This window comes from Mesorhizobium sp. WSM3626 (assembly GCF_000513935.1).
GTDB classification, from domain to species: domain Bacteria; phylum Pseudomonadota; class Alphaproteobacteria; order Rhizobiales; family Rhizobiaceae; genus Mesorhizobium; species Mesorhizobium salmacidum.
The window spans coordinates 237,316-253,342 of the sequence record NZ_AZUY01000002.1; the positions used below are offsets into that span (position 1 = coordinate 237,316).

General features: G+C 63.0%; 14 protein-coding genes. 5 read left to right on the forward strand and 9 right to left on the reverse strand.

Annotated features, from left to right (window positions below; translation table 11 throughout):
* Positions 1–50: 50 nt before the first annotated feature.
* Together M653_RS0102890 and M653_RS0102895 are read right to left on the reverse strand one after the other, a co-directional pair.
* Entirely contained in the window at positions 51–872 is an 822-nt protein-coding gene (locus tag M653_RS0102890; protein ID WP_027141932.1) for an ABC transporter permease, read from the reverse strand.
* Positions 869–1,786, reverse strand: coding sequence for an ABC transporter permease (locus tag M653_RS0102895; protein WP_027141933.1), 918 nt, complete (start codon positions 1,784–1,786; stop codon positions 869–871). Before M653_RS0102895 ends, M653_RS0102890 begins: the two co-directional genes overlap by 4 nt.
* Before the next feature lie 251 nt (positions 1,787–2,037).
* On the opposite strand from M653_RS0102895, the gene M653_RS0102900 reads away from it, so the two are divergent.
* Positions 2,038–3,459 carry an aminotransferase gene (locus tag M653_RS0102900; protein WP_027141934.1) on the forward strand — a complete coding sequence of 474 codons (1,422 nt, stop codon included), beginning with the start codon at positions 2,038–2,040 and terminating at the stop codon, positions 3,457–3,459.
* 39 nt (positions 3,460–3,498) lie between these two features.
* Here the strand turns inward: M653_RS0102900 and M653_RS0102905 are convergent, their stop codons facing one another.
* Positions 3,499–4,701: an aromatic ring-hydroxylating dioxygenase subunit alpha gene (locus M653_RS0102905; protein WP_027141935.1), complete on the reverse strand. Its 1,203-nt coding sequence runs from the start codon at positions 4,699–4,701 to the stop codon at positions 3,499–3,501.
* 457 nt (positions 4,702–5,158) lie between these two features.
* Here M653_RS0102905 and M653_RS0102910 point away from each other — a divergent pair, with 457 nt between their 5' ends.
* Complete coding sequence (locus M653_RS0102910; RefSeq protein WP_027141936.1) at positions 5,159–5,566, forward strand: hypothetical protein; 408 nt, start codon at positions 5,159–5,161, stop codon at positions 5,564–5,566.
* A gap of 131 nt (positions 5,567–5,697) precedes the next feature.
* On the opposite strand, the gene M653_RS0102915 is transcribed toward M653_RS0102910, so the two are convergent.
* Both M653_RS0102915 and M653_RS0102920 read right to left on the reverse strand, forming a co-directional pair.
* Positions 5,698–7,785, reverse strand: coding sequence for a PAS domain S-box protein (locus M653_RS0102915; RefSeq protein WP_027141937.1), 2,088 nt, complete (start codon positions 7,783–7,785; stop codon positions 5,698–5,700).
* 78 nt (positions 7,786–7,863) lie between these two features.
* A complete protein-coding gene (locus tag M653_RS0102920; RefSeq protein WP_198028684.1) occupies positions 7,864–8,637 on the reverse strand; it encodes a response regulator transcription factor in 774 nt (257 codons plus the stop codon).
* A 45-nt stretch (positions 8,638–8,682) separates the two neighbouring features.
* Here M653_RS0102920 and M653_RS0102925 point away from each other — a divergent pair, with 45 nt between their 5' ends.
* The gene (locus M653_RS0102925; RefSeq protein ID WP_027141939.1) at positions 8,683–9,384 is read left to right on the forward strand and encodes a response regulator transcription factor; all 702 of its coding nucleotides are present in this window, start codon (positions 8,683–8,685) and stop codon (positions 9,382–9,384) included.
* Between the two features lie 71 nt (positions 9,385–9,455).
* Here the strand turns inward: M653_RS0102925 and M653_RS1000000135260 are convergent, their stop codons facing one another.
* Together M653_RS1000000135260 and M653_RS0102935 are read right to left on the reverse strand one after the other, a co-directional pair.
* Positions 9,456–9,623 (reverse strand): hypothetical protein, encoded by a 168-nt coding sequence (locus tag M653_RS1000000135260; RefSeq protein ID WP_084636371.1) that lies wholly within the window; start codon positions 9,621–9,623, stop codon positions 9,456–9,458.
* A gap of 41 nt (positions 9,624–9,664) precedes the next feature.
* The gene (locus tag M653_RS0102935) at positions 9,665–9,997 is read right to left on the reverse strand and encodes a hypothetical protein (protein ID WP_027141940.1); all 333 of its coding nucleotides are present in this window, start codon (positions 9,995–9,997) and stop codon (positions 9,665–9,667) included.
* Positions 9,998–10,337: 340 nt separating this feature from the next.
* Between M653_RS0102935 and M653_RS0102940 the strand changes: the two genes are divergently transcribed.
* On the forward strand, positions 10,338–10,793 hold the full coding sequence (locus M653_RS0102940; RefSeq protein WP_027141941.1) for a L,D-transpeptidase: 456 nt from the start codon (positions 10,338–10,340) through the stop codon (positions 10,791–10,793).
* A gap of 105 nt (positions 10,794–10,898) precedes the next feature.
* On the opposite strand, the gene M653_RS0102945 is transcribed toward M653_RS0102940, so the two are convergent.
* Positions 10,899–13,982 (reverse strand): efflux RND transporter permease subunit, encoded by a 3,084-nt coding sequence (locus tag M653_RS0102945; protein ID WP_027141942.1) that lies wholly within the window; start codon positions 13,980–13,982, stop codon positions 10,899–10,901.
* A complete protein-coding gene (locus M653_RS0102950; RefSeq protein ID WP_027141943.1) occupies positions 13,979–15,322 on the reverse strand; it encodes an efflux RND transporter periplasmic adaptor subunit in 1,344 nt (447 codons plus the stop codon). The genes M653_RS0102945 and M653_RS0102950 overlap by 4 nt, the downstream gene beginning before the upstream one ends.
* Positions 15,323–15,468: 146 nt before the next feature.
* Between M653_RS0102950 and M653_RS0102955 the strand changes: the two genes are divergently transcribed.
* Positions 15,469–16,002, forward strand: coding sequence for a TetR/AcrR family transcriptional regulator (locus M653_RS0102955; protein WP_027141944.1), 534 nt, complete (start codon positions 15,469–15,471; stop codon positions 16,000–16,002).
* The last annotated feature ends 25 nt before the right edge of the window (positions 16,003–16,027 follow it).

Sequence of the window (16,027 nt, forward strand, 5' to 3'; positions counted from 1 at the left end):
GTCTTTCGGATTGGATCCTGTCCGCGTGAGTGCGCTCGATCCGCGGCTGCTCAGGCATAGAGGCCTCCCTCGTTCTGGGTGCGTCTGGCCGCGCGGCGACGCAGCATTTCGGCGATCGTCATCAGCAGCAAGGAGGCGACTAGCAGCAGCGTGCCCAGCGCCAGCACGCCGGGCAGTTTCGATGCGAAACGCAACTGGCCCCAGATGTAGATCGGCAGCGTCGCCTCGGTGCCGGTGAGGAAGAAGGCGATGATGAATTCATCCAGAGAGATGGTGAAGCAGACCAGCAGGCTGGAAATGATCGCCGGCGCCACCATCGGCAACGTCACGCGCCGGAAAGTGCCGAAGGCGCTCTCGCCGAGATCGGCGGAGGCTTCCTCGAGGCTGCGGTCGAAACCTTCGAAGCCGGAGGTCAGCACTGTCATCGAATAGGGAATGCAGATCAGCACGTGGCCGAGCACGACGGTGAACAGCGACAGGCTCAAGCCAAGCTGCAGCATCACCAGCAGCATGGAGATGGCAACGATCACTTCAGGCAGCACAAGCGGCGCCATGATCAGGCCATTGATGGCACGGCGGCCGGGATAGCGGTAGCGGGTGATCGAGCGGGCGGCGAGGATGCCGAGTACGGTGGAGAGGATGGCCGCCGAGACGCCGACGATCAGGCTGTTCCAGGCGGCGTCGAGCAGCGCCGGTGTGCGCGGCAGGTCCTCGTACCATTGCAGAGTGAAGCCGGTCAGCGGGAATTTCGGCGTCGCCGCCGTGTTGATCGAGAAGACCGGCAGGAAGATGACGGGCAGATAGAGGAAGACGATATAGAGGAACGCGTAAGTGGACAGCCAGCCGCCCGGCAGGAAGCGCCGCGCCCTCATCGCGCCATCCTTTGCAAAGTGCGGATGATCAGCACCGTGGCGCCGGCCATCAGGGAGACGATCAGCATGGTGGTGACGGAAAGTGCGGCACCGAGCGGCCAGTTGGCTGCCTTGCCGAACTGTGCCTGGATGGTGTTGGCGATCATGACGCCGTCCTTGCCGCCGACGAGCTTTGGCGTGACGTAGTCGCCGACCGTCGGGATCATGACGATCAGCGCCGCGGAAATGATGCCAGGCGCCGACAGCGGCAAGGTCACGCGCAGGAACGAGCGCAAGGGGTCATCGCCAAGATCGGTGGCCGCTTCGACCAGCGTGCGGTCGACCTTCTCCAGGGACACGAAGATCGGCAGAATGGCGAAGGCCGCCCAGGCATGGGTAAGGGTGATGATGACGGCGCTCGAATTGTAGAGCAGGGCTGTCGACGGTTCGTCGATGATGCCCAGACCCATCAGGCCGGAATTCAAGACGCCGTTATAGCCCAGGATGACCTTCCACGACATCACGCGCAAGAGATAGCTGGTCCAGAACGGGATGGTGATGAGGAACAGCCACAGGCTCTTGTGACGGCCGCCGTGGAAGGAAATGAAGTAAGCGATCGGGTAGGCGAGGACGACGGTGAACAGGCTGACCGTCAGCGAGATATAGAGCGAGCGCCACAACAGATCGCGGTAAATCGGCTCGGTCAGCGCGACGCGGTAATTCTCCAGCGTGAAGGTGCGGTCGATGGTCAGGTAGTGCTGCGTCCAGAAGGAGTGGGCGATGACCACCAGTATCGGCAGGACCAGTAGGATGAGCGCGTAGAGCAAGGTCGGGCTGATCAGTGCAAAGCCCTGTACGGGCTCGGATTGCAGAAGGGCATTTCGTCTGGCCCGCGTCGTGCGCAACGGAGGCAACCCTTCCGCAGCCACCGTCATTGGAGCGCTCCGGGTGTGATCTCGGTTGCTGGCCTGGACTGTCCCGCCATACGGCATCCCATTGGGCTGGTGCCGGCTTTTGTTCCCCTTGCCGGCTTTCTTTCATCATGCGCGCATCCGCGGATTGAAATCAAGCGCCATTTCTGCAATATTGATTGAACGGACATTCAAAATCGTGTGAGCGGGGCGATGATTTCGGCCATAGCGAACCGGATTGATGCCCGCGAAAATTCGGTGATGTGGAGGCGATGATGGCCGCGGTGAGAGATCTGAAGGCAGGCGAAACGGCTGGCCCTGGCGACGACGATGCGGTCGAGCTGGCGAAGCGTCATCTCATCCAGCCCTGGCCTTATGCCGGTTCCGTCGGTTCGGAGGCGCGTGCGCTGATCGGCGAGGGCGATGGCATCTACATCACCGACAACACCGGCAAGCGGCTCATCGACGGCCCGGCCGGCATGTGGTGCGTCAATGTCGGCCATCGTCGCGAGGAACTCGCCAGGGTGATGTACGACCAGGCGATGGCGCTGTCCTACAACACGCCCTGGTACACGATGAACGCGCCATCGGCGGAGCTTGCCAAACGTATCGCCGGCCATGCCCCAGGCGACCTCAGCCATGTCTTCTACACCACGGGCGGCTCATCCGCGGTCGAGACGGCGTTGCGCTTCATGCAGTTCTACAACAATGTACGTGGCCGGCCGGAAAAGAAGCTGATCCTGAGCCGTGGCGGCGCCTACCATGGCTCGACCTATCTGTCGGCCTCGCTCAATGGCCGCCCGCGCGATCGCGACTGGATGGACGGCGCCGACGACATGGTAGTCAAGCTCTCCTCGCCCGACCCGTTCCGGCGTCCGCAAGGCATGAGCATCGCCGCCTTCACCGATCTCCTCGTCGACCAGTTCCGCGACACGGTCGCGCGCGTCGGAGCCGACAGAATAGGCGCGTTCGTCGGCGAACCGGTGCAGGCGTCCGGCGGCGTCGTCGTGCCGCCCGACGGCTATCTCAAGCGCATCCGCGAGATCTGCCGTGACAACGACATTCTCTATGTTTCCGACGAGGTGGTGACGGGCTTCGGCCGGCTTGGCCATGTCTTTGCCTCCGGCGACGTCTTCGGCATTGACCCCGACATGATCACCTTTGCCAAGGGCGTCACGTCAGGCTATTTCCCGCTCGGCGGCGTCATCATCTCGGAACGGCTGCTGGAGGAGCTGCGCCGCTCGAACCATCCCGACGCGATGTTCGGCCACGGGCTGACCTACACCAGCCATCCCGTCGGCTGCGCGGTTGCCTTGAAGAACCTCGACCTGCTGGAGGAAAGCGTGCTTGCCCACGCGCAGGCGGTCGCCCCCTATTTCCAGGCGCAGCTGAAGACGCTGGAAGAGCTGCCGCTGGTCGGCGAAGTGCGCGGCGTGGGGCTGATGGGTTGTGTCGAATGCGTCGCCGACCGCGAAAGCAAGGATCCGCTGCAACTCGACAAGAATGTCGGAAAACGCATCGACGCCCACTGCCATGAGCTTGGCCTGCTGGTGCGGCCACTGATCAACATGTGCGTGATGTCGCCGCCGCTCATCATCACGCGCGAGCAGATCGACGACATGGTCGGCATCCTGCGCGAAGGCATTTCGCGCACCATGGACGATCTCAGGAAAGAGGGTGTCTGGCGGGGGTGGTAGCCAATCTCCCTCTTGTGGGGAGCTTCGCGGCTTGCGCCGCTACCCTTGCGATCTCAGCGCATCGTTTAGGTTCCACATGTCCTTTTCTTCCGGCGCTGTTTCCAGGCCGAGCACCGGAAGCTGCTTGCGCAGATGGTCGTGGTGGGTGCGCACGCCATATTCGAGGTCGGAGAAGTAAAAACCCTCGAAGGACTCGGACAGCATGGATTCGTTCGACCAGACCGAAAGCTGCACGTCTTCCGACATGGTGTCGCGATCGATGCGGAAGGAGAGATAGCGGGCGGCGGCCTGCTCGCGACTTTCGTCGCGGTAGCGATAGATGGCGCCACGCAGCAGCGTCTCACCCGTCGACAGTGGGAACTCCTGATAGAATTGCACCGATTCCGGCATCACCGACAGGACGGCGTTCGGGAAGATGCCGTAATAGACCCAGGCCTTCCTGAGATGGTCCGGCAGATGCGTCGGCTCAGGCGCGATCTTGACGTAGTTCCTGACGCTCCAGCGGCGGCCGGCATGCGGGTTATAGGTGGCGAAGGAGCGCGAGACGCCGTTGACGAAAGGTTCGTCGAAATAGGTGGCGCCGTAGAGATCCTGCAGGGCCGGATGCGCCATGGCGACGTGATAGCCTTCATTGTCGACGTCGCGCACCGACTTCCAGTTGACCGGTGTTTTCTGGGTCCAGATGCCCCAGGAGGGCACCATGTCGGCGGCATTGTAATGCGCGAATTCGGGTTCGATCGGCTTCAACAACTCGGCGACGGATGGCTGTGGCCCGCCATTGCGGAAGCGGATGAAGATGAAGCCCATCCAGATTTCGAGATCGAGCGGCATCAAGCCGAACTCGGTCTTGTCGAGGTCGGGGAAGGAGCGCGGGCGGGCGGCGCCGCGCAGCGTACCGTCAAGATTGTAGACCCAGCCATGGAATGGGCAGACCAGCGCGTTCTTGCAATTGCCCTGGCTGTCGGCCACGACGCGGCTGCCGCGGTGGCGGCACATGTTGTTGAAGCCGCGCACGACGCCGTCCTTGCCGCGTACGATCAGAGCGCGCTCGCCAATGACATCCAGGGTGAGGTAGTCGCCGGCATTGGGTATGTCGCAGACATGCCCGGCGATCTGCCAATGATTGCGGAAGACATGCTCCTTTTCCAGTTCGAGAAGGGCTGTGGAATGGTAACTCCAGCCCGGCAATCCCCGCCGGTCCCAATCGTTCGGGATTGCCACGTCACGGAGGTGCGGGTTCATGAAACGTCTCTTCTTTTTATTGAATATACATTCAATATAATCATATTTTGCGTTGAAATGCAATGATTTGTGGAAATGCGCAGGTTTCNGGGCGAAAATGTCAGCTCCGGTTCCAGCGGAATCCTGCTCCACCGTGATCTCTGAAAACCCCGGAAAATCCGGATGTTAGCCAGAGTTCCATAATCTCCACCCGTTGCCGGTCACGCTGCAATCGCGCCCTCCGACAAGGTATTCCCCCGGGGCAAGAAAAAGCCTCTGCCGTTCGCGTCGGCCACCAGCGGGGCACGCTGGGCAATCCGCTATCGGATCAAAATAGTCGATGACCGATTTTGACCGTTTCTGCCCGCATTAATGTTTCAATCCGGTTACATTGCCTGGCTCTCGTCACCTTTCCGTCGTTACAAGGCGCGATTAAATTCGCTTTATCGCAAAAAGAAAATCAACGAAGGGGATGATGATGCATGCGAAAGTCCAGATCACCAGCAGCAACCGCTTTCAGGCTCCAGAGCGCGCTGACCGCCGCCCGAAGCTGGCGCTTCGCCAGCGTGCCAGCGACCACCCCATGGCAATGTTCATGGCGCTGGCTGCTTGCGCCTTCGCCGGCATGGCGTTCACGCCGACGGTCGGCCCAGCCTTCGCTTCGTTGAATCCGCCCGCCAACATCGTCGAAGGTGCGCCGACCACGACCACGACCGCCCGCCTGCCGATGCCCGCGATCGATTTCGCCTGCAAGGGACAGGCTTGGGGCGCCGAGAGCGTGGATTGCCTGCGCGCCATTGCCGAGCAGTCCGGAACGCACAAGGTCCGCGCGATCCGCATGATCGCCAACGCCGCGCCGCTGACAAGCACGCCCAACATCTTCTGATTTCTGTCTCTGGATTGGCCTGGCATGATCCCGAAAACCGGTTCCCGTTTGGGGATCATGCCCTGATCTTCCCGAGCGTCCTCCAGCGCTCCCTTCGGCTCCCGCCGCGATGTCGGCCGGGGGCCTCTTTTTTATGCTTTCGACACGGCCTGCTCGGCGATGGTCGAAAGCACGCTGCGCACATCCAGCGTGCTGAACGGTTTTTCGAGGATCTGTGGCCGCTGCTGCGCCGGCAAGGCTTCGATTTCCGCCTTTGCGCCTATGAGGTCGCCGGTGACCAGCACGAAGCGCCGCGCCAGGTCGGGCCGCTCGGCGAGCAGTTCGCGGTAGATCGAAATGCCTGATGTGCCGGGCATGCGCAGATCCGAAAAGACGATGTCCGGCGGCATGTGGCCGCTCAAGGTGGCGGCGCCCGATTCCCAGACCGGCGCGATCCGCGATTTGATGCCCATCAATTCGAGAATGTCGGACAAGGAACCGGCGACGTCGGGTTCGTCATCGATGATCAGGGCATGGCGCAGGCCGCTCGATCGTGGCTGGCTTTCGCCAGCGGCGGCGATGCCCGCCGAGATAGCCGGCAACTGGACGACGAAACGCGCGCCTCTCGGCTGCACTTCCTCGAACCAGACATTGCCATTGTGCCGCTCGATGATGGATTTCGAAATCGACAGGCCGATACCGGTGCCGACGCCGACCGGCTTGGTGGTGAAATAGGATTCGAAAATGCGCGAACGGATGGCCTCGGGAATGCCGGGTCCGTTGTCCTCGACCGAGAAGCCCGGATTGCCCCGGTCGCTGCGGAAGCTCCGCACCTTGATCAGCCGGTCGCCGGCAATGCCAGCCAGAGCATGCTGGCTGTTGATGAGGAAATTGGCCGCCACCTGCGTCACGTGGTCGGCGTCGGCCATGGCCAGCAGGGGACCCGGCGCGAAATCGGTATCGATGATGATGCCGCTCGAGCGCGCCCCGTAGGCAGTCACCTCGAGAGCGGCGCGGATCACCTGGTTGAGATCGGTCTCGGTCTGCGCCGCCGGATGGAGGCGGACCATCGACAGGAAGCTCTTGACGATGCGCCCGCAGCGCTCGGCGGCGGCGCGCACTTTTTCGGCACGGACCTTGGTCTGCGGGTCCGAGGCGAATTCATGCAGCAGCGTCGATTGCGCGACCACCACCGCCAGCGGGTTGTTGAGCTCGTGCGAAACGCCCGCGAGCAGCGAGCCCATCGCCGCCATCTTCTCGTTCTGGTGCAGCTTCTCGCGCTGCCGGTTGATCTCCTCCTCGGCGCGCAGCCTCTCGCGCAGGTCGCGGATGGAGCCGAAGATAAGCCGGCGGTCGGCGACCCGCATCTCGGTCGCCGTCAGCTCGATCGGGAAGACCTCGCCGGCGGCATTCTGCGTCACCGTCTCGAGCCGCTGGCCGACCATCGGCGCGCCGCGGCCGGACATGTAGTCGGCGCCCGAGGCATAACCCTTGCGGTAGTATTCCGGAACGACGGTATCGAGCAGGTCCTTGCCGAGGATATCGCTGCGCTGGAAGCCGAACATCTTTTCCGCGGCCGGATTGAATTCGATGATCGATCCAGCCTCGTCGATGACGATGATGGCATCAAGCGAGGCCTGCAGCATGGTGCGGCGGATCACCTCGCTGGCATGGGCGTCGGAGGGGGAGTGTTCTATGGCGTCGCCGATGGCGAGCGCGATGATGTGCAGCGTCGCCTCTTCCTCGTCGGTCCATTCACGCTCCTCGACGCAATCATTGACGGCGAGCGTGCCCCACAGATGGCCGTGCGCGAAGACGGATACCGACAGGAACGACTTGATGTCCTGCTTTTCGAAATCGGCCCTGAGGAACCCTTCGAGATCGCGGGTGTGCCCGGCGAAGACCTTGCCCTGCCGCTCATCCTCGGCCAGCCGCTCCAGCAGCGGATCCGAATTGACGATCGACTGCATGATGACGGTCGGTGAGGCCAGTTCGCCGCCGAAATCGGGGTCGATCCAGTAGGCGGCGACCGACTGGGCGAAACCTTGGCCGGGCAATTCGCGCAGGCGGAACAGGATACCGCGCTGGCACTCCATGGCGTGGCACAGCGTTTCCAGTATGCCGTCCATTTCGCGCTGCCAGTCGCCGGCCTCGCGCAGCCGGCGCACGACACGCACGGCCGCCATCGCCGCGCCTTGCCTGAAACCCTGCATATCCGTGCTTGCCGTCTCGCCCGTCATTGTCAGCCGTCATTCCAGAGTCACGTCACTTCGATCGGCTGGCAACGGCTGCGGAGCGGAAACCCTGTGGGTTGACGCTCAGTTGCCGTCGCCGGTCGGCAGCGAGAAGATATAGCCTTCGCCGCGCACCGTGCGCAGGAATTTCGGGTTGGCCGGATCAGTCTCGATCTTCTTGCGCAGCCGCATGATGCGGATGTCGACGGCGCGCGATGATTCCGGATCCTCGGTGAAGCCGATCGCCTCGGAGATCGCGGCCCTGGTCAGCAGCCGGTTGGCGCGGGTCAGGAAAACCTCCAGCACGTCGAACTCACTCTTGGCCATGTCGATCACCGTGCCGTTGGCACCGGTGACCAGCCTGCCGTCGAGGTCGGCCTGGAAGGGGCCGAAAGCGACGGAACGGCGGTCGGTCCTGGCTTTCCTGTCCTGCGGCTCCGTCGGCTGCGGGACACGGCGCAGCACGCTGCGCACCCTGGCCAGCACTTCGCGCAGTTCATACGGCTTGACGATATAGTCGTCGGCGCCGAGTTCCAGCCCCACGATGCGGTCGAGCGCGGTGCCGGCGGCGGTCGCATAGATGATGCCCATGGGCATTTTCGAGCGCAGCCAGCGGCCGAGCGACAGGCCATCCTCGCCCGGCATGGCGATGTCGAGGATGGCCAGATGGAAGGGCTGCGTCTCGATTAGGCTGCGCGCGGCGGCCGCGGTTTCCGCGGTCGCCACATCATAGCCGGCGGCGCCGAGATATTCGGCGACCGCGTCCCTCAGGTCGGGCTCGTCCTCGACGATGACAATTCTTGCCCGCACGATGCTCTCGCTCCCACTTTGAGTGGAAAGTAGATTGGGTATAAACATGATGTCCAGCACTCATATCCGGTTGCCAGGGAACGGTTGGAAAACATGGCCGCACGAGCCGTCATCGCGCTTGTTTCCGTCGCCGACGTCGTGGCGACCGAGCTTGCCGACCATCTTGAGCGGCGCGGCCATGACGTGCGCCAGGCACGGCAGCCCTGGGAGGCGGAATCGCTGCTGGCGGGCAGAGGCATCGATGTCGTCGTCGTCGGGGACAGCGTTAGCCAGGCGGAAGGGCGAGATCTGCTCAGGCGTTATGGCGGCCAAGGTGGGGGCGGCGAGCATGGACCGGATTTCATCCTGATATGCCGGCCGGCCGATCTCCTCGACAAGGTGCTGGCGCTCGAGCTTGGCGCCGCCGACGTCGTCGAAAGTCCGCTCAATGTCAGGGAACTCGCCGCGCGTGTCGGCGGCCTGCTTTCGCGGCGCGGCAGGGGCACCCAGGAACTGATCGTGCTGGAGAACGCGACCGTCGATCTGAGATCGGCGATCGTCATGCATCGCTCCGGTACGCAGGAGCAGCTCTCGCCCGGCCAGGTGGCGCTGCTCAGGCTGTTCCTGGCGAGCCCGCGCAAGGTGCTGACGCGTGACGACATTATCGCCGCCGCACCGGCCGAGAATGCCGACGCGTTCGATCGCTCGATCGACTCGCGTATCGTGCGGCTGCGCCGCAAGCTCGACACCGAGACCATCACCACCATACGCGGCGCCGGCTACAGGTTCGATCCGCCACGGCAATTCGCCGACTGACGGCTGTCTTTTCCAGCTGGGTCCCCGGATGAGCATCGGACTTTCCATTTCCGCGCCGATGCCCGCGAGGTTCAGCGCACCACCAGCAATGACGGGCCCGAGGTCATGTCGCCGCCAGCGGCGAACTCGCTTGCATGAGCGCGCTCCTTGAGGAGCACGCTGGCGAGTGCGGCAAAGCCGAGCAGGCCCTGCGCATAGAGCAGTGCGGAAAGCACGGAAGCTGCGAACTTAGTTCTCATGATCGGAATTCCCCAAAAAGATGACTGTGTCGCGGGTCGCGTCAGGAAACTCCCGAAGTGCCCGCGCCGCCCACGGAGCCCCCCGTCGCGGCGCGGGCCTTCGGTCCTCTCGGCAGCAAGTTGCCGGAGGGGCCGCGCAATGCCAGCAGCCGAAGGCCAACCCGCCAGAGGGCCTTCAACCGGGCGATGCGCAGGCTGGAAACGATCCAGACCGTGGCGCAAAACAGGGCGACGTGCAGGGTCGAAATCTCACTCGAACTCATCGTCGCCAGCTTTGCCATGGGGCCGCCGGCAATGGTGCCGATGCTGCCGATGGCCGCCGCCGCGATGCTGATCCTGAAGAGCCAGGACCGCGTGTTCGTTTTCGTTCCCATGGTCGTTGCCGTCTGCTTTCGTTGCGTCAACTTTTGCCTCCGGTCCGTATCCGCATCATGCCGCCAAAATCCGCGTTTTGTTGCAGTTTGGTTTCGAAATCGACCTGAGCTCTTTCATATGAATGGTGCGAACTTTCGTTTCGGGGTGGATACCTATGTACTTCATTCTTGATCCCGCGTTTGGGGGCAGGCAGTGCCGAGAATGCGGGATTGCCTGTTAACCAGAGGAAACAGTTTCGAAACACAAACGAGCATTTCGCGAAATCTGTCCGAAACACGCCGCGAGGATAAGCCGCTCATCGAATTGGAGCCGGCCGGGCCGGCAGAGAGAGGGGACATCATGCACACCACCATTTCCGCAAAGCTCATCAACATCACCGTCGCGGCGCTCGTTGGCAGCGCGCTTCTGTTCGGCGCCCACGCCGCCCACGCCGCCAACAGCATCGTGGCGCGCGTTTCGCTGTCGCAGCAGGTCATGGAAGTCTCGGTCGATGGCCGGCCGACTTTCGCCTGGAAGGTTTCCACCGGCGACAGGGCGCATGTCACGCCGACCGGCTCGTTCAAGCCGACGCGCATGCATGAGATGTGGTATTCGAAAAAGTACGACAACGCGCCGATGCCGCATTCGGTCTTTTTCAGCGGCGGCTATGCGGTTCACGCCACCTATGCCATCAAGCGCCTCGGCCGGCCGGCCTCGCATGGCTGCGTGCGGCTGCACCCGGACAATGCCGCCGATTTCTACCAGCTCGTCGAGACCTTCGGCCCGGCCAACACCAGCATCGTCATCGTCAAGTAGCAGGCAGGTTGCCGCATTCGGCCATGTGCCGGAGTTGCCGGAGCGACCGCCAAAAAAAGAGGCCGGAGAAATCCCGGCCTCTTTTTGTTTCTTGCGCCTTGTGCCTCAGCTCGGCAGCGCCGGCATCAGCTTTGGATCCGGCTTTTCCGCCAGATGCGGCAGGTCCTTGCTGGCGATGAAGGTGTAGAACATAGGCACGACGAACAGCGTGAACATGGTGCCGACCAGGATGCCGGTGAAGATGACCAGGCCCATCGAATAGCGGGCCGCGGCGCCGGCACCGCTGGAAACGATCAGCGGCACCACGCCCAGCGCCATCGCGGCCGTCGTCATCAGGATCGGCCGCAGGCGCACCTTGGCCGAGGCGATGATGGCGTCACGCCGCCTCATGCCATGCAGTTCGCGCTGCTGGTTGGCGAATTCGACCAGCAGGATGCCGTGCTTGGTGATCAGGCCGATCAGCGTGATCAGGCCGACCTGCGTATAGATGTTGAGCGTGCCGAGGCCCAGATTGAGCGGCACGATCGCGCCGAAGATCGACAGTGGCACCGCCATCATGATGATCAGCGGATCGCGGAAGCTTTCAAACTGCGCCGCCAGCACCAGGTAGATGACGATGACGGCCGCGCCGAAAGCGATCAGGATCGTGTTGCCCTGTTCCTTCTCCTGCCGGGATTGGCCGGAATAGTCGATGAAGAAGGTGTCGGGCAGGCTCTCCCTGGCAATGTCCTCGAGGACTTTCAAACCGTCGCCGGTGGTGACGCCGGGCAGCGGCAGCGCCGAGATCGTCGATGAATTCAGCTGGTTGAACTGCTCGATTGCCGCTGGCGACGCATTGTTCGAAATCTTCACCACGGCTGATAGCGGCACCATCTCGCCCGTCACACTGCGCACGAAGTACTCGCCGAGCTTTTCGGGGTTGTCGCGGAATTCCTGCGGCACCTGGGGGATGATGTCATAGCTGTTGGAGTCGCGGTCGAACTGCGCCACTTCCGCGCCGCCGACCAGCAGCGTCAGCGTCCGGCCGATATCGGCGATCGGCAGGTTGAGCGCGGCCGCGCGGTCGCGGTCGATGGTCACCGTCACCTGCGGTGCGTCATAGGCCATCGAATTCTGCACGACGATGAAGCGGCCCGACGCCTGCGCCTTGTTCTTGATCTTCTCGGCTTCCTCGAAGACCTGAGCGGAATCCCCGGTCGAGCGCACCACCATGGATATCGGCAAGCCGCCGCCGGAGCCCGGCAGCGTCGGCGGTGCGAAGACAAACGCCTGGACACCCGCCACCTTGGCGATACGAGCCGTGATGTCGGCCTGCAGCTCCTTCGAATTGCGCTTCCGCTCCGCCCAATCCTTGAAGGCAAAACCGACGAAGGCGCTGTTGGTCGTGCCGCCGAACGCGACGGCCGAGAACTGCGCCCGGGTTTCGGGAATATCCTTGACCAGGCCCAGGATCTGGTTGACGTAGGTCTCGGTGTAATCGGAGGTCGCATAGCGCGGCCCCGTCACCAGCGAGAGCAGGAAGCCCTGGTCTTCTTCCGGCGCCAGTTCCGTCGAGGTCTTGGTGAACATGAAGCCGGTCACGCCGACAAGCGCCAGCACGATGAGCAGCGTCAGCGGACGATAGTTCAAAGAGCCGGTGACGGCGCGCTCATAGACGTGCTCGACGCGCGAGAAGGTGCCGTCGACGATACGCTGGAAACGGCCGGCATTGCCGGGCTTCAGGAGACGCGCCGACATCATCGGCGTGATGGTGATGGCAATGACGCCAGACAGCACCACCGATCCGGCGAGCGTCACCGCGAATTCGCGGAACAGGGCGCCGGTCAGGCCGCCGGTGAAGGCCAGCGGCGCGAACACGGCGGCCAGCGTCATCGTCATGGCGACGATGGCCGACGCGATCTCGCGCATGCCGCTGAAGGCCGCCTGCATGGGCGGCATGTGGTCTTCTTCCATGTGGCGATGGATGTTTTCCACCACCACGATGGCGTCGTCGACGACAAGCCCGATCGCCAGCACCATGGCCAGCAGCGACAGAAGGTTGATCGAATAGCCCACCGCGAACAAAAGGAAGCAGACGCCGATCAGCGACAGCGGAATGGTGATGATCGGCATCATCACCGAGCGGAACGAACCGAGGAACAGGAGGATGACGACGACGACGATGGCGACCGCCTCGCCGATGGTCTTGAACACTTCTTCGATCGAGGCGCTGATCTGCCCGGTCGCGTCGTAGACGACCTCGATCGTCATGCCTTTGGGCAGCGTCTCCTGGATCTGCGGGACGAGCTTGGTGAGGGCTGCCGCGGTGGTCAGCGGATTGGCTGCCGGGGTCGGGAAGATGGCGAGGAAGGTCCCGGGCTTGCCGTTGAAGGAGACCCTGGTGTCGGTGTTCTCGGCGCCGAGTTCAACACGGGCCACGTCGCGCAGGCGCACGACATTGCCGTCGGTCGAGCGCAATGGCAACTCGGCGAAGGCCTGCGGTGTCTGCAGCGTCGAGCGCACGGTGATCGACGAGACGACATATTCGTTCTGGGTGTTGCCGGGCGCCGACAGGAAGTTGGAATTGTTGATCGCCGTCAGCACTTCGGCCGCCGTCACGCCGCGCGCTGCAAGCCTCACCGGGTCGATCCAGACGCGCATCGAATATTCCTGGGCGCCGAAGATCTGCACGTCAGCGACGCCTTCGACCGTCGACATGCGGGGCCTGATGACGCGCTCGATATACTCCGTCAGCTGCTCCTTGGTCATGTTCGGATTCTGCATCGAGATGTACATCATCGCGAACTGCTGACCCGTACCCTTGACGATGACCGGGTCCTTGGAGGCGTCCGGCAAGGTGCCGCGCACGCCCTGGACCTTGGACAGCACTTCGGTCAGCGCCACGTCGGGATTGGAACCGAGCTTCATCTGCACCGTCACGGTGCTGGAGGACGGCCGGCTGGACGAGGTGACGTAGTCGATGTTCTCGGTCGAGGCGACGGCGCGCGCGATCGGGGCTGAAATGAAGCCCTGGATCAGGTCGGCGCTGGCGCCCGGATAGGCCGTCGTGATGGTGATCGCGGTTTCGTCGACCTTCGGATACTGCCGGATAGACAGGTTGAAGATGCCCTGGAAACCGAGCAGCAGGATCATGCAGGCAAGGACGGTCGAAAGGACCGGCCGGCGGATGAAGAGATCGGAAAAGCTCATTGCTGGTCGGCCTGCTTGTTTGCCGATTTGGTCGGGTCGATGGTGTTGTCGACGTTGACGGTCATGCCGTTGAAGAGGCGGTTCTGACCCGCGGTGACGACCTCGTCGCCGGCCTTGAGCCCTTCGACGATCTCGACCATGCCTTGATTGCGGCGGCCGGGCTTGACGAAGACCTGCGACAGCACCAGCGTGGGCTTCTCACCTTCGGCCGCCGGCTTGGCCGGATCGGCCGCTGCTGGCTTGGCGGCATCGGAAGCGGCCTTGTCCGCTGGCTTGGCGTCCGCCGGCTTGGTGGCATCGGCCGCCGGCTTCATTGCGTCCGCAGGCTTGGCGTCCGCCTGCTTGTCGGTGGCCGCAGCGGCTGGCTTTTCGCCCGGCTTGGCTGGCTGCGCCGGGGGCGCCCCGGCGGGTTTCGCCGGTTGCACCACGAATATGTAGTCGCCATAGAGGCTGGTGGTCAGCGCCGTCTGCGGCAGGGAGAGCACGTTCTGCTCCGCGGGCAGTTCGACGCGCACCTGCACGAACTGGCCTGGGGTCAACTTCCCTTCGGGATTGGCGACTTCCGCCCGGATGTTCACCAGCCGGCTGGAGGGGTCGATCTTGGGGTCGATGCCCCGAATGGCGCCGGCAAATGGCTTGTCGTCGCCACCAAGGCCGAGCCGAACGGTCTGGCCGATCTTGAGCAGCGGGAGTTGCTGTTCGGGCACTGAAAAGTCGACCCGCATCGTGTCGAGATCCTGGAGCGTCACCACCGAGGTGCCAGGTGACAGGTACTGGCCGAGATCGATCTTCGGGATGCCGACGGTGCCGTTGAAAGGCGCGGTAAGCTGCTTCTGGTCGAGCACGGCCTGCAGCCTGGTGACCTGGGATGCCGAAGCGGAGGCCGCCGCACGCGCGGTGTCCAGCGTCGAGTCGGAGCCGACACCACGCTTTGTCAGTTCGATGGCGCGGGTCAGCGTGGTCTGATCGAGCGCCGCCTGCGCCTTCTGCGCATCAAGATCGGCGCGCTCGACGGCGTCGTCGAGTTGCAGCAGCACCGCATTGGCCGCCACCTTCTGGTTGGCATGGAAAGGGATTTGCTTGACGATGCCAGCGGTCTCGACCGTCAGGTCGACACCGCGCACGGCCCGCACCGTACCGATCGCCTCGACGCCCGGCGTCCAGCTCGACGGCTTGACGATGGTCGTCGACACGGTCGCCGCCGGCGGCTTCATGGTGGCGAAATACTGCTTGATGCCGTTGTCGCGCAGGAAGTTGAAGCCGACGATGCCGCCGACCACAATGACGAGCACGGCAAGAACCACAATAATGATAAAGACACGGAGTATGCGCTTGAACAAGAAAGTCCCCTCAGTCGAAAATCCGGCGCGAAGCACGGATATCGGGACACATACCGACTGTGGGTCCCGATTTCAAATGGTGGCGGTCTTACTGTACCGTCTGGACGGTCTTGTCAATTGGGCCTAAGCTTGCGATGGGAGGCACCATGAGAGCCCAAAGACCGAACTCGCGCGAGAAGATTCTCGCCGCGGCGGCTGATGTTGCCCGGGAATCCGGGCCCGGTAGCCTGTCGCTCGATGCCGTCGCCAGCCGCGCCGGCGTATCGAAGGGTGGGCTGCTCTACAATTTCCCGACCAAGGCCAAATTGATGCAGGGCCTCGTCGAAGACTATCTGCGCGATTTCGAGCAAGCGCTGGAAACCGCGAACAGCAACGACAACGGCAAAAATCCCCTCGCCGTCTATATCAGACTGTCAGCCGAGGATTGCGAGGAAAAGCAGCCGTCGGCATCCTGGATTTTTTCGGCGATCGCCGAGGATCCCGATTTCATGATGCCGATAAAGACATTCAAGCGGCAGCTTTTCGAGCGCCTGAAGGGCGAGGCGCCGGACCTCAAATCGCTGCTGGTCTGCTATCTCGCCATCGAAGGACTGCGCAGCATGAACCTGTTCGATTCCGACGTGCTGTCGAAGGACGAGCGCCAACTCTTGGTATCGTCACTTCTCGAGATCGCCAAATAGGCCTGCCTGCGCGGGTGCAGGACGA